General features: G+C 64.1%; 11 protein-coding genes and 1 pseudogene. 11 read left to right on the top strand and 1 reads right to left on the bottom strand.

What is annotated here, in order from left to right; all coding sequences use genetic code 11:
• The first annotated feature begins 5 nt into the window (after nucleotides 1-5).
• The 9 genes and pseudogenes from fba (at nucleotide 6) to ACTUWL_RS03635 (ending at nucleotide 9685) form a co-directional block, all read left to right on the top strand.
• Complete coding sequence (gene fba, locus ACTUWL_RS03675) at nucleotides 6-1088, top strand: class II fructose-bisphosphate aldolase (RefSeq protein ID WP_021082114.1); 1083 nt, start codon at nucleotides 6-8, stop codon at nucleotides 1086-1088.
• 37 nt (nucleotides 1089-1125) lie between these two features.
• Nucleotides 1126-2583 carry a form I ribulose bisphosphate carboxylase large subunit gene (locus ACTUWL_RS03670; protein ID WP_035653486.1) on the top strand — a complete coding sequence of 486 codons (1458 nt, stop codon included), beginning with the start codon at nucleotides 1126-1128 and terminating at the stop codon, nucleotides 2581-2583.
• Between the two features lie 12 nt (nucleotides 2584-2595).
• Nucleotides 2596-3021: a ribulose bisphosphate carboxylase small subunit gene (locus ACTUWL_RS03665; RefSeq protein WP_021082116.1), complete on the top strand. Its 426-nt coding sequence runs from the start codon at nucleotides 2596-2598 to the stop codon at nucleotides 3019-3021.
• A 111-nt stretch (nucleotides 3022-3132) separates the two neighbouring features.
• Nucleotides 3133-4062, top strand: coding sequence for a CbbX protein (cbbX, locus tag ACTUWL_RS03660; RefSeq protein WP_021082117.1), 930 nt, complete (start codon nucleotides 3133-3135; stop codon nucleotides 4060-4062).
• A 60-nt stretch (nucleotides 4063-4122) separates the two neighbouring features.
• A pseudogene (locus tag ACTUWL_RS03655) lies at nucleotides 4123-4287 on the top strand (HAD family hydrolase); the annotation flags it as partial.
• 611 nt (nucleotides 4288-4898) lie between these two features.
• The gene (gene chvE, locus ACTUWL_RS03650; protein ID WP_021082119.1) at nucleotides 4899-5966 is read left to right on the top strand and encodes a multiple monosaccharide ABC transporter substrate-binding protein; all 1068 of its coding nucleotides are present in this window, start codon (nucleotides 4899-4901) and stop codon (nucleotides 5964-5966) included.
• Nucleotides 5967-6023: 57 nt separating this feature from the next.
• Nucleotides 6024-7604, top strand: coding sequence for a multiple monosaccharide ABC transporter ATP-binding protein (gene mmsA, locus ACTUWL_RS03645; RefSeq protein ID WP_021082120.1), 1581 nt, complete (start codon nucleotides 6024-6026; stop codon nucleotides 7602-7604).
• A complete protein-coding gene (gene mmsB / locus ACTUWL_RS03640) occupies nucleotides 7601-8791 on the top strand; it encodes a multiple monosaccharide ABC transporter permease (protein WP_021082121.1) in 1191 nt (396 codons plus the stop codon). The genes mmsA and mmsB overlap by 4 nt, the downstream gene beginning before the upstream one ends.
• A 57-nt stretch (nucleotides 8792-8848) precedes the next feature.
• Nucleotides 8849-9685 (top strand): inositol monophosphatase family protein, encoded by an 837-nt coding sequence (locus ACTUWL_RS03635; RefSeq protein WP_021082122.1) that lies wholly within the window; start codon nucleotides 8849-8851, stop codon nucleotides 9683-9685.
• Nucleotides 9686-9915: 230 nt separating this feature from the next.
• Here ACTUWL_RS03635 and ACTUWL_RS03630 read toward each other — a convergent pair whose 3' ends face one another.
• Nucleotides 9916-11142 (bottom strand): ABC transporter substrate-binding protein, encoded by a 1227-nt coding sequence (locus tag ACTUWL_RS03630; protein ID WP_021082123.1) that lies wholly within the window; start codon nucleotides 11140-11142, stop codon nucleotides 9916-9918.
• Between the two features lie 175 nt (nucleotides 11143-11317).
• On the opposite strand from ACTUWL_RS03630, the gene ACTUWL_RS03625 reads away from it, so the two are divergent.
• Both ACTUWL_RS03625 and ACTUWL_RS03620 read left to right on the top strand, forming a co-directional pair.
• Nucleotides 11318-12949 (top strand): flavin-containing monooxygenase, encoded by a 1632-nt coding sequence (locus ACTUWL_RS03625; RefSeq protein WP_021082124.1) that lies wholly within the window; start codon nucleotides 11318-11320, stop codon nucleotides 12947-12949.
• Between the two features lie 186 nt (nucleotides 12950-13135).
• Nucleotides 13136-13546, top strand: a complete 411-nt coding sequence (locus ACTUWL_RS03620) for a (R)-mandelonitrile lyase (protein WP_021082125.1) — start codon at nucleotides 13136-13138, stop codon at nucleotides 13544-13546.

Here is a 13546-nt window from a genome sequence, read left to right as displayed (position 1 = left end):
CCACGATGGCGCGGATCACCCTGAGGCAATTGCTGGACCACGCCGCGGAGCGCGGCTACGGCGTGCCGGCCTTCAACATCAACAACATGGAGCAGGGCCTCGCGATCATGGAGGCGGCGGCCGCCTGCGATGCGCCGGTCATCATCCAGGCGTCGCGCGGCGCGCGGTCCTATGCCAACGACATCATGCTGGCGAAGATGATCGATGCGCTGGAGGAGATGTATCCGCAGATCCCGCTCTGCCTGCATCTCGATCACGGCAATGAAGAGGCGACCTGCGCCACCGCGATCCGCTACGGCTTCACCTCGGTGATGATGGACGGCTCGCTCAAGGCCGACGCCAAGACCGCAGCCGACTATGACTATAATGTCGACATCACCCGCCGCGTGGTCGATATGGCGCACTGGGTCGGCGCGTCGGTCGAAGGCGAGCTCGGCGTGCTCGGCTCGCTCGAGCATGGCGGCGGCGAGCAGGAGGACGGTCACGGCGTCGAAGGCAAGATCAGCCACGACCAGTTGCTCACCGACCCCGACCAGGTGGTCGATTTCGTCCGCGCCACCAAGGTCGATGCGCTCGCGATCGCGATGGGCACCTCGCACGGCGCCTACAAATTCACGCGCAAGCCGGACGGCGAGATTTTGGCGATGCGCGTGGTCGAGGAGATCCACACCCGGCTGCCCAATACGCATCTGGTGATGCACGGCTCGTCCTCGGTGCCGCAGGCGCTGCAGGACGTGTTCAACCGGTTCGGCGGCGAGATGCCGCAGACCTGGGGCGTGCCGGTCGAGGAGATCGTGCGCGGCATCAAGCACGGCGTGCGCAAGGTCAACATCGACACCGATTGCCGGCTGGCGATGGCCGCGGCCTTCCGCAAGGTCGCCGTGCAGTCGAAGAGCGAGTTCGATCCGCGCAAGTTCCTGAAGCCCGCGATGGATGCGCTGCGCGAACTCTGCCGCGACCGCTTCGAGCAATTCGGCACCGCGGGCAATGCCGCGGGGATCAAGGTGATTGGCCTGCCGGAGATGGCCCGACGCTACCGCGCCGGCGCGCTCGATCCGCAGATTGGAAACATGACCCAGGCCGCCTGAGCAATTGGCCGGCGAAAGACAGGAGAATGAGATGAACATGCAGCAGTCGATCACCGTGCGCGGCAAGGATCGCTACAAGTCCGGCGTGATGGAATACAAGCGGATGGGCTACTGGGAGCCGAACTACGAGCCCAAGGACACCGACGTCATCGCGCTGTTCCGCGTCACACCGCAGGATGGCGTCGATCCGACCGAAGCTTGTGCTGCGGTGGCCGGCGAATCTTCGACCGCGACCTGGACCGTGGTGTGGACCGACCGGCTGACCGCTGCGGAGAAGTACCGGGCGAAGTGCTATCGCGTCGATCCGGTACCGAATTCCCCGGGCAGCTACTTCGCCTATATCGCCTACGACCTCGATCTGTTCGAGCCGGGCTCGATCTCGAACCTGACCGCATCGATCATCGGCAATGTGTTCGGCTTCAAGCCGCTCAAGGCATTGCGGCTCGAGGACATGCGGCTGCCGACCGCCTATGTGAAGACCTTCCAGGGACCTGCGACTGGCATCGTGGTGGAGCGCGAGCGGCTCGACAAGTTCGGCCGTCCCTTGCTCGGCGCCACCGTGAAGCCGAAGCTCGGTCTGTCCGGCCGCAATTACGGCCGCGTCGTCTACGAGGCGTTGAAGGGCGGGCTCGACTTCACCAAGGACGACGAGAACATCAACTCGCAGCCCTTCATGCATTGGCGCGAGCGCTTCCTGTACTGCATGGAGGCGGTCAACCGCGCGCAGGCCGCGACCGGCGAGATCAAGGGTACCTACCTCAACGTCACCGCGGCGACCATGGAGGACATGTATGAGCGCGCCGAGTTCGCCCATGAGCTCGGCTCCAACATCGTCATGATCGACCTCGTGATCGGCTACACCGCGATCCAGTCGATGGCGAAGTGGGCGCGCAGGAACAACATGATCCTGCATCTGCATCGCGCCGGCCACTCGACCTACACGCGGCAGCGCAGCCACGGCGTCTCGTTCCGGGTGATCGCGAAATGGATGCGGCTCGCCGGGGTCGACCACATCCATGCCGGCACCGTGGTCGGCAAGCTCGAGGGCGACCCGAACACCACGCGCGGCTACTACGACATCTGCCGCGAGGACTTCAATCCGATGCAGCTCGAGCACGGCGTGTTCTTCGATCAGAACTGGGCGAGCCTCAACAAGCTGATGCCGGTCGCCTCCGGCGGCATTCATGCCGGCCAGATGCACCAGCTGCTCGACTTGCTCGGCGAGGACGTCGTGCTGCAATTCGGCGGCGGCACCATCGGCCATCCGCGCGGCATCCAGGCCGGCGCCACCGCCAACCGCGTCGCGCTGGAGGCGATGATCCTCGCCCGCAACGAGGGGCGCGACTACGTCCATGAAGGGCCGGAGATCCTGGCCAAGGCGGCGCAGACCTGCACGCCGCTGCGCGAGGCGCTCGACGTCTGGAAGGACGTCACCTTCAACTACGAGTCGACGGACGCCCCCGATTTCGTTCCCACGCCGAGCATGGCGGTCTGACAGGAGTTTTTCATGCGCGTGACCCAAGGCTGTTTCTCGTTCCTGCCGGATCTCACCGACGAGCAGATCGTAGCGCAGGTGCAATACTGCCTCGACAAGGGCTGGGCGGTGAACATCGAGTTCACCGACGACCCGCATCCCCGCAACACCTATTGGGACATGTGGGGCCTGCCGATGTTCGACCTGCGCGATGCGGCCGGCGTCATGAAGGAGCTCGCCGATTGCCGGCGGGTCTATGACAACCGCTACATCCGGATCTCCGGCTTCGATTCCAGCCATGGCTGGGAGTCGGTGCGGCTGTCCTTCATCGTCAACCGCCCGCGCGAGGAGCCCGGCTTCCGGCTCGACCGCCAGGAGGCCGCCGGCCGTAACCTGCAATACGCGACCCATTCCTATGCGGCGGTCCGCCCGGAGGGCGAACGCTACGCCGATCAGTGACCGCGTCCGGTTGGCAAGCCAGGCGGGTTGCTCCCTCGACCGTCTGGCCCGGATGCACTTCTCCGTCGTCGTCCGCTGCGACGACGGAGCTTTTCTTGAAGCGAGAGGATGATGACCCAGGTGCAGGAACAAATCCGCGAGACGCCGCCCGAGAGCATCGACCTGCGACATGAATTCGCCGACCTCGGCATAGGCGACGTGCTCGACCAGCTCGATTCCGAATTGATCGGCTTGAAGCCGGTGAAGACCCGCATCCGGGAGATCGCATCGCTGCTGCTGGTCGAACGCATCAGGCGGAAGATGGCGCTGGCGACGACCTTCCCGACCCTGCACATGTCGTTCACCGGCAATCCCGGCACCGGCAAGACCACGGTCGCACTGCGGATGGCCGGCATCCTGCACAAGCTCGGCTTCGTGCGCCGCGGCCACGTCATCAGCGTCACGCGCGATGACCTCGTCGGGCAATATATCGGCCATACCGCGCCGAAGACGAAGGAGATCTTGAAGAAGGCGATGGGCGGCGTGCTGTTCATCGACGAGGCGTATTACCTCTATCGTCCCGAGAACGAGCGCGACTACGGGCAAGAGGCGATCGAGATCCTGCTGCAGGTCATGGAAGCGCAGCGCGAGGATCTGGTGGTGATTCTGGCCGGCTATGGCGACCGCATGGAGAAGTTCTTCCAGAGCAATCCGGGGTTCCGGTCGCGCATCGCACATCACATCGACTTCCCGGATTATTCGGATGGCGAACTGCTGTGGATCGCCGAGCTGATGTTGCAGCAGCAGAACTATCGTTTCTCGCCGGAAGCCCGCGAGGCCTTTACCCGGTACATCGGCATCCGCAAGGAGCAGCCGCTGTTCTCCAATGCGCGCTCGATCCGCAACGCGCTCGACCGCATCAGGCTGCGTCAGGCCAACCGGATCGTGGCCAAGCTCGACCGCACGCTCACGGCCGACGACGTGATGTCGATCGAGGCCGGCGACGTGCTGGCGAGCCGCGTGTTCGCAAAGGGCGCCGTGGAGGCGGGCGAGGGGCGATGAACCCGGCCCTCGCAGCGATCCGGACTGCCGGAATGAGCGACATCATCGCGGGCGCGCGCCTTGATCTTCGATGTCGACGGCACGCTCGCCGAGACCGAGGAGGTGCATCGCCGCGCCTTCAACGATGCGTTCGCCGCGGCCGGCCTCGACGTGTTCTGGGACCAGGTCACCTATGGAAGGCTGCTTCGCGTCGCCGACGGCAAGGAGCGCATCCGCGCCTTCGACGACTGATGACCACTGCCGCCGTCGGGCCGCAGTTCCGAATAATTTATTCGTGCGATTAAATAAATTGACCTTGCATCTATAGAATAGTGGGGGCACCTTCAGCCAGAAGCCGTGCCGAACCATCAGAAATTGTGGTGGTCGGTATCGGACGACAGCAGTTCTGGGGGAACGCGCCTCATGATCCTCGGCGTCTGGGTAAATTTATTCAGCTGATGAATAAATTGTGCTTGCTTCCGCGAGACAGGTCGGGGCACCATCCACCAAAGGTTGCCAGGAGCAGTGCCAAGCCACCAGAGGAGGTTCTGGGGGCGTCGGTGCGTGCCAGCAATTTCGGGGGACCGCGCCTCATGATCCTTCACGTCATTCGGACCGCTCGTTCGTCTCACCGCATGACTTGCGGCTGATCCCGGCATTGTAGGATCGATATGGTTGATCGTGCGGAGTGAGCATGGCGCTGTTGACGGGCTTGAGCGACATTCCGCGATTTCGGTTCGTGACGGCACTGGCGCCGATCCGACATCGCCGTAGATCTGTGACCAACCAATGATAGCCGTCGATTGACACTGTCCAAAACAACGGTACCCAACTCAAAAAAGCCAAGGGAGTGACGCATGTTCAGATTGAAGGTCTCGTTGATCGCATTGGCGCTGGCAGGTCTCGCCGCGGCGGCACCGGACGCGCTCGCCCAGAGCAAGCCGACCATCGGCATCGCGATGCCGACCAAGTCCTCGGCGCGCTGGATCGACGACGGCAACAACATGGTCAAGGTGCTGAAGGAGCGCGGTTACGGCACCGATCTGCAATATGCCGACGACGACATCCCGAACCAGCTTTCCCAGGTCGAGAACATGGTGACCAAGGGCTCCAAGGTGCTGGTCATCGCGGCGATCGACGGCACCACGCTGTCTGACGCGCTGAAGCAGGCCAAGGCGCAGGGCATCACTGTCATCGCCTATGACCGCTTGATCCGGGATACACCGAACGTCGACTACTACGCGACCTTCGACAATTTCCAGGTCGGTGTGCTGCAGGCGAGCTCGATCGTGAATGCGCTCGGCCTGAAGGACGGCAAGGGGCCCTTCAACATCGAGCTGTTCGGCGGCTCGCCCGACGACAACAACGCCTATTTCTTCTACGACGGCGCGATGTCCGTGCTGAAGCCGTACATCGACAGCGGCAAGCTGGTGGTGGCCAGCGGCCAGATGGGCATGGACAAGGTCGCGACCCTGCGCTGGGACGGCGCCACCGCGCAGGCGCGGATGGACAATCTGCTCAGCGCCTTCTACGGCAAGAAGCGGGTCGATGCGGTGCTGTCGCCCTATGACGGCCTTTCGATCGGCATCATCTCCTCGCTGAAGGGGGTCGGCTACGGCAGCAAGGACCAGCCGATGCCGTATATCAGCGGCCAGGATGCCGAGGTGCCGTCGATCAAGGCGATGCTGCGCGGCGAGCAATACTCGACCATCTTCAAGGACACCCGCGATCTCGCAAAGGTCACCGCCGACATGGTCGATGCCGTCTTGAGCAAGAAGGAGGTCACCGTCAACGACACCAAGACCTACAACAACGGGGTCAAGGTGGTTCCGTCCTATCTGCTCAGGCCGGTCGTGGTGGACAAGACCAATTGGGAGAAAGTCCTGATTGACAGCGGCTACTATAAGCGTTCGCAATTCGACTGAGGCGGGTGAGCCGGACGCACCCCGCCGAGGCCGATCGACGCTGCGAGACATGATCCGATGACGGCGATGCTTGAGATGCGTGACGTCAGCAAGAGCTTTGCCGGCGTGCAGGCGTTGCGCGACGTCAGCTTTACGGTGGAAGCCGGCCAGATCCACGCTCTGGTCGGCGAGAACGGCGCCGGCAAGTCGACCCTGATGAAGGTGCTGAGCGGGGTCTATCCCGCCGGCAGCTATGAGGGATCGATCCTGTTCGACGGCAAGGAGCGCCGGTTCCGCGACATCAACGATTCCGAGGAACTGGGGATCATCATCATCCACCAGGAGCTGGCGCTGATCCCGCTGATGTCGATCGCCGAGAATGTCTTTCTGTCGCGCGCGCCGTCGCGGTACGGGGTGATTGACCGCGATGCGGTGTACCGGCGGACCGCAGAGCTGCTGGCGCAAGTTGGCCTGCGGGAATCGCCGGACACCCTGGTCACCGATCTCGGCGTCGGCAAGCAGCAACTGGTCGAGATCGCGAAGGCGCTGTCGAAGAAGGTGCGCCTCCTGATCCTCGACGAGCCGACCGCGAGCCTCAACGAGGCCGACAGCGCCGCGCTGCTCGACCGGTTGCTGGCGTTCCGCGCGCAGGGCATCGCCTCGATCCTGATCTCGCACAAGCTGAACGAAGTCGCACGCGTTGCCGACCGCATCACGGTGCTGCGCGACGGCCGTACCGTGGACAGCATCGATTGCCGGACCGAAGCGGTCGACGAGGACCGGATCATCCGCAGCATGGTCAACCGCGATCTCGCGCATCGTTTTCCGGAGCGGCAGGTTGCGATCGGCGATCCCGTGATGACGGTCGAGAACTGGTCGGTGTATCATCCGCTGCACACCGCCCGGCAGGTGATCAAGAACGTCGACTTCACGGTGCGCCGTGGCGAGGTGGTCGGCATCGCCGGCCTGATGGGCGCCGGCCGCACCGAGTTCGCGATGAGCCTGTTCGGCAAGGCCTGGGGCTACAACATCACCGGCAGGATCAGCCTTGACGGTCGCGAGGCGAGCCTTGCAAGCGTGCCCGCCGCGATCGATGCCGGCCTTGCCTATGTCACCGAGGACCGCAAGCAGCTCGGGTTGATCCTCGCCGACGACGTCCGCAAGAACGTGACGCTGGCGAGCCTACGCCAGGTCGCCGATCGCGGCGTGATCGACGATGTCGTCGAGCTGAAGGCCGCGAGCGATTACCGCAACCGGATGCGGATCCGCTGTTCCGACGTCTATCAGGAGGCCGGGCAGCTCTCGGGCGGCAACCAGCAGAAGGTGGTGCTATCGAAATGGCTGATGACCGATTCGCAGGTGCTGCTGCTCGACGAGCCGACCCGCGGCATCGACGTCGGGGCGAAGTACGAGATCTACTGTATCATCAACGAGCTCGCCGAGGCCGGCAAGGGCGTCGTGGTGATCTCGTCGGAGATGCCGGAACTGCTCGGCATCTGCGACCGGATCTGCGTGATGAATGACGGCGCCTTCGTCGGCGAGTTTGCCAAGGACGACGCGACGCAGGAGAAGATCATGCGCGCCATCATGCGCAATGTCAGGATGTCCGGGAGCGGCGTGCATGACGATGCCGTGCGGGTGGCGGGAGGAGCGCGATGACCGACAAGACGGTGTCACTTCCCGAGACCCCCAAGCACTCCGGCTTCATCAAGAACAATCTGCGCAATTACGGCATGCTGCTGTCGCTGCTCGCGATCATGCTGTTCTTCCAGATCGTGACCGACGGCACGCTGTTGCAGCCGGTCAATCTTACCAATCTCGTGCTGCAGAACAGCTACATCGTGATCATGGCGCTCGGCATGCTGCTGGTGATCGTGACCGGGCATATCGACCTGTCGGTCGGCTCGGTCGCGGGATTCGTCGGCGCGGTCGCGGCGGTGCTGATGGTGACCTACCATGTCGACTACCCGATCGCATTCATCGCCTGTCTCTTGATCGGTGCCGCGATCGGCGCCGCGCAGGGCTATTGGGTCGCCTATTTCAAGATTCCGTCCTTCATCGTGACCCTGGCGGGCATGCTGGTGTTCAAGGGCCTTGCGCTCGCGGTGCTGCAGGGGCGGTCAGTCGGACCGTTTCCGCCGACCTTCCAGAAGCTGTCGTCGGGCTTCATTCCCGAGCTGTTTCCGAGCGCCGGCACGCTCTATCCGACCTCGCTGCTGATCGGTGTTGTGCTGGCATTCGCGCTGGTGCTGGCGAGCGCAAGGGGGCGGGCGCGCGAGCAGTCGCACGGCATCGAGGTCGAGCCCTACGCGTTCTTCGTCGCCAAGAGCATCGCGCTGGCGGGAGCGGTGCTCTATTTCACCTATCTGATCGCCTCGCATCGCGGCCTGCCGAACGTGCTGGTCATCATGACAGTGCTGATCGCGGCCTACGGCTTCGTCACGCGGCGGACGGTGATCGGCCGGCAGATCTATGCGGTGGGCGGCAATGCCAAGGCCGCGAAGCTCTCGGGCGTCAAGACCGAGCGGCTGACCTTCTTCACCTTCGTCAATATGGGCGTGCTGGCGGCGCTCGCCGGGCTGGTGTTCGCGGCGCGGCTCAATACTGCGACGCCGAAGGCCGGCCTCGGCTTCGAGCTCGACGTGATCGCCGCCTGCTTCATCGGCGGCGCCTCGGCCTATGGCGGTGTCGGCCGGGTCGGCGGCGCCGTGGTCGGCGCCATGATCATGGGCGTGATGAACAACGGCATGTCGATCCTCGGCATCGGCATCGACTACCAGCAGGTGATCAAGGGGCTCGTCCTGCTCGGCGCCGTCTGCATCGATGTCTACAACCAGCGCCGGTGATTGCCGCACGGTCATGATTTCGCGATATGATGCCTGCGCAACGCAGGAGAATGCCGCGTGAAACTGTCCCATGCCGATGCGCTGACCATCGGAAACATCCTTGCTGAAGTCGGCCGTGCCGAGATCATGCCGCGGTTTCGTCGCGTCCGTGACATCGAGGTTCGCACCAAGACGTCGGCGTTCGACGTCGTCACTGAAGCCGACGAACTCGCCGAGCAGGCGATCTCGGCAGCGCTGCTGCGGGCGTTTCCGAATGCGGTCGTGATCGGGGAGGAGGGCACGGCGCGCGATCCGTCCGCGCTCGATCAGGTCGGAACCGCGGAGCTCGCTTTCATCATAGATCCGATCGACGGTACGCGGAATTTCACCTCGAGCCTGCCGCTGTTCGGCACCATGGTGGCTGCGACGATGCGCGGCGAGATCGTGTTCGGCGCGATCCATGATCCTGTCTGCAACGACACCGCGTACGCGCTGCGCGGTGAGGGCGCATGGCTCGAGATGCCTGATGGCAGCCGGCATGGCCTGAAGGTGGCGCCCGCGGTGCCGATCAAGCAGATGGAAGCGGTGATCGGCGTCAACTTCCTGCCTGAGGCGCTGCGTCCGATCGTCGCCGGCAACCTGTCCAAGCTTGGCGTCAGCGCCTGGCTCAGATGCGCCGCGCATGAATACCGCATGGCGGCGTCCGGGCATTGCCATCTGCTGTTCTACAACAAGCTGATGCCGTGGGATCACGCGGCGGGCTGGCTGTTGCATCGCGAGGCCGGCGGCTACAGCGCGCATTTCGACGGCTCACCCTACAAGCCGGTCAATCTGACCGGCGGCCTGCTTTGCGCGCCCGACGAAGAAAGCTGGCATGCGGCACAGCAGGCGGTCCTGACGATGACGGCGGAATGAATGCACAACTCTTCACGCGCGTCGTCCTGGCGAAAGCCAGGACCCATACTCCGCGGCGATTGTGGTGAACGGGACTCTTCGTTCCGGTATCGTGAAGCAATAGCGATCGGTGGTTATGGGTCCCCGCTTTCGCAGGGACGACATTGAATGTGTTGCGGGGCCGGTGGGTCACAGTGCCGGCATTCCTGCACCGCGCGTTCGCGTGGCCGACCGGATGACGCCAAAAGAAATTATTCGCTGCCGACCTCGCCGGTGATGACGTTGCCGAACAGCGTCCAGCTTTCGCCTTCGAACCGCATCAGCTGCGACTGCTCGATCGGACGGAAGTCGGTCGCGCTGGTGTTGATCCTGATCCCGGGCAGGATCATCTTCGGCGCAAAGTCCTTCAGGCTGGCGGCCTGCTTCATCACGTTCTCGCGCGTCAGATCGTCGCCGCATTGCTTGAGCACTTGCGCAAGCGTTTGCGCGGCGGCGTAGCCGTAGACGTGATTGCCGTTGGTCTTGTCGCCGTCGGGCATGTACTTGTCCATGAAGGACCGCCACTCCTTGGTCTCGGCGTCATTGGCCCAGATCGTGTCGGTCGGATCCTTCAGATAAGAGACTGAGATAATGCCTTGCGAATGCTCGATGCCGGCGGCGCGCATCACCGAGGCGACCGAGGTTGCGGTCGAGGTCAGGAAGAAGGTCGGCTTCCAGCCGAGCTCGGCGACCTTCTTGATGGTCTGCGCCGCACCCTTCGGCGCCGCCCAGGTGAACAGGATGTCGGCGCCGGAGGCGCGCAATGCCACGATCTGCGAATCAAGCGTCGGATCGGTGAGCTCATAGGATTTGTCGGCGACGATCATGCTGCCGGCCTTGTCGCCAAGGCCGTCACGCAGCCCCTTGAGCGCATCCTTGCCGGCATCGTCGTTCTGCCAGAGCACCGCGATCTTGCCGTTCGGGAATTTGTCCAGGATGTATTTGGCGTAGATCCGCCCCTCGCTTTGGTAGTTCGGCTGCCAGCCCATGGTCCAGGCAAAGTTCTTCGGATCGCCGAACCGCGTCGCGCCCGATGCGATGAAGAGATGAGGGACCTTCTTGCCGTTCAGGTATTTCTGGATCGCGACATTCGGCGCGGTGCCGAGCGGTTGGAACACCAGCAGCACCTCGTCGCCCTCGATCAGCTTGCGCGCCTGCTCGACCGATTTCGGCGGCGAGAAGCCGTCGTCATAGCTGATGAAGTCGACCTTGCGTCCGTTGATGCCGCCCTGGTCGTTGATCATCTTGAAATAGGCCGCCTCGGTGCGGCCGATCGCGCCGTAGGCGGACGCAGGTCCGCTATAGGGCATGATGTTGCCGATCTTGATCTCGGTGTCCGAGACCCCCGGGCCGTAATTCTTCTGCGCGAGCGCCGGCGACAGCGCGCCGATCGTTGCCGCGACCGCCACGCACGCGCGAAGACAAATTCTCTCCAGCATCCCTCATTCACTCCCTGATTGTTCGCTGATCGCCTTGTTGCGTCCGTGGGCCGGATGGCCGGCGCGTTGACGCCCGGCGACAATTATCGTATGCGCTTCCCGTCTGGAAACGTTCTCAGACATAGCGCGTGTTCCCACCGATGGCAATATTCCTGCGGCCGGAGAGATGTGACAAATGAGCAGACTGGAGCAGATGAGCCCGGACCATGGCGCGAGGCCGCCGTTGGTCGCCGAATGCGATGCGGTCGTGGTCGGGGCCGGTTTCGGCGGGCTGTATGCGATCTACCGGTTGCGCGAGCTCGGGCTGAAGGTGATCGGCATCGAGGCGGCGTCCGACGTCGGCGGCACCTGGTACTGGAATCGCTATCCCGGTGCGCGCTGCGACATTCCGAGCCTGTTCTATTCCTACACCTGGTCGGAAGAGCTGTGGCAGGAATGGCGCTGGAGCGAGAAATACGCCACCCAGCCCGAGATCCTGCGCTACGCGCAGCGCGTCGCCGACCGTTTCGAGCTGCGCTCCCTGATCCGCTTCGATACGCGTGTGACCAGCGCGGATTGGGACGAGGCCGGCGAGAGCTGGACCGTCCGCACCGATCGCGGCGATTGCATCGTCGCGTCGACCTGCGTGATGGCGACCGGCAATCTCTCGGTGCCCAACAAGCCGAGGCTGCCCGGGCTCGAGCGCTTCGGCGGGCCGGTCTATCACACCGGGCAGTGGCCGCATGAGGAGGTCGACTTTTCCGGCTTGCGTGTCGCCGTGATCGGCACCGGCTCATCCGGCGTGCAGACGATCCCGATGGTCGCCAAGGCGGCCAGCCGCCTGACCGTATTCCAACGCACGCCGAACTACTCGGTGCCGGCGCGGAACGCGCCGCTTTCCGACGCCGATATCGCCGCCGCCGAACCCTTGATCGCGAAATATCGCGAAAGCCTCGAGACGCCGGAGTTCGGGCGCGTGCCTGCAAATGCATTCGAGGCGCCGGTGCCGGAGCGCGACGTGCAATGGGCGCGCTACGAACAGCTTTGGGAGCAGGGCGGCGGCGGCATTCTGACCGCGTTCCCGAACATCCTGACAGATGAGGCCGTCAACGATGTCGCCTGCGACTTCGTGCGCGACAAGATCCGCGGCATCGTCAACGATGCGACGACGGCGGCAGCGCTGTCGCCGAAGGACTATCCGCTCGGCGTCAAGCGGATCTGCATCGATACCGGGTACTTCGCGACCTACAATCTGCCGCATGTCGAGCTGGTCGATCTGCGCGCGGAGCCGCTGACGACGGTCACCGAGACCGGCGTCGAGACCGCGACGCGATCCTTTGCGCTCGATGCGCTGGTGCTGGCGACCGGCTATGACGCGATGACCGGGGCACTCGCCGCGATGCAGATCCGCGGCCGCGACGGCGCGAGCTTGAAGGAGGCCTGGGCCGATGGTCCCAGCGCCTATCTCGGCCTGATGGTGTCGGGCTTTCCGAACCTCTTCATCGTGACCGGCCCGGGTAGCCCATCAGTTATTGGTAATGTGATCCACGCCTGCGAGAACCATGTCGAGTGGATCGCGGCATGCCTCGGCGGCATGCGGGCCAACGGACAGACGCGGATCGAGCCGGAACGCGAGGCCGAGCGGGCCTGGATGGCGCATGTCGCGGATGCCGCCAGCCGCACGCTCTATCCGAAGGCCAATTCCTGGTACCAGGGCGCCAACATAGCCGGCAAGCCGCGGGTGTTCATGCCGTATGTCGGCCAGGGCTATCGCCATCGCATCGCGCAGGTCGCGCAGCGCGGCTACGAGGGATTTGTGTTGCGCTGAGGCCGGCGCTTTGCTCTCCGTCATTGCGAGGAGCGAAGCGACGAAGCAATCCATCGCTCCGCGTGGGCGGAGGGATGGATTGGTTCGGGGAGCCTGTCATCGGACGCGCGTTCGCGCGACCGTTGGCTCGCAATGACAGGTAGAACTGGAACCGTTTCCAGATCGGGAAGAGTTGGAGGACTGAAGATGGACATCAAGCGCGCAGGAACGGTCGCGAGCCGACGCGGCAACGCCGAGTGGTTCAGCGGCACTGTGTGGGCTGACTCGATCGTCAACGCACCGGCGCCGGCGCGGGTGCAGGCGGCGCGCGTCACGTTCGAACCCGGCGCGCGCACGGCGTGGCACACCCATCCGCTCGGCCAGACGCTCTACGTCACGGCCGGCGTCGGATATGTACAGAGCTGGGACGGCCCGACCCGGGTGATCCGTCCGGGCGACGTGGTGTGGATTCCGCCGGGCGAGAAGCATTGGCACGGCGCGGCGCCGACCACCGGCATGAGCCACATCGCGATCCACGAAGCGCTCGACGGCGACTACGCGACCTGGATGGAGCACGTCTCCGACGCACAATACGCGGCGGCGCCGCAGGCGGACTGA

The sequence above is a fragment of the Bradyrhizobium sp. WCU1 genome, from assembly GCF_053474805.1.
The sequence above is the reverse complement of the archived record's forward strand: the minus strand, read 5'-3'. Positions and strand labels throughout refer to the sequence as shown.

Bases quoted from the DNA above. Each gene is read 5' to 3' on its own strand.
- mmsA (WP_021082120.1), top strand. From the start codon at position 6,024: ATGACGGCGATGCTTGAGATGCGTGACGTCAGCAAGAGCTTTGCCGGC.
- ACTUWL_RS03665 (WP_021082116.1), top strand. From the start codon at position 2,596: ATGCGCGTGACCCAAGGCTGTTTCTCGTTCCTGCCGGATCTCACCGAC.
- ACTUWL_RS03620 (WP_021082125.1), top strand. From the start codon at position 13,136: ATGGACATCAAGCGCGCAGGAACGGTCGCGAGCCGACGCGGCAACGCC.
- ACTUWL_RS03630 (WP_021082123.1), bottom strand. From the start codon at position 11,142: ATGCTGGAGAGAATTTGTCTTCGCGCGTGCGTGGCGGTCGCGGCAACG.
- fba (WP_021082114.1), top strand. From the start codon at position 6: ATGGCGCGGATCACCCTGAGGCAATTGCTGGACCACGCCGCGGAGCGC.
- mmsB (WP_021082121.1), top strand. From the start codon at position 7,601: ATGACCGACAAGACGGTGTCACTTCCCGAGACCCCCAAGCACTCCGGC.
- ACTUWL_RS03670 (WP_035653486.1), top strand. From the start codon at position 1,126: ATGCAGCAGTCGATCACCGTGCGCGGCAAGGATCGCTACAAGTCCGGC.
- chvE (WP_021082119.1), top strand. From the start codon at position 4,899: ATGTTCAGATTGAAGGTCTCGTTGATCGCATTGGCGCTGGCAGGTCTC.
- ACTUWL_RS03625 (WP_021082124.1), top strand. From the start codon at position 11,318: ATGAGCAGACTGGAGCAGATGAGCCCGGACCATGGCGCGAGGCCGCCG.
- cbbX (WP_021082117.1), top strand. From the start codon at position 3,133: ATGACCCAGGTGCAGGAACAAATCCGCGAGACGCCGCCCGAGAGCATC.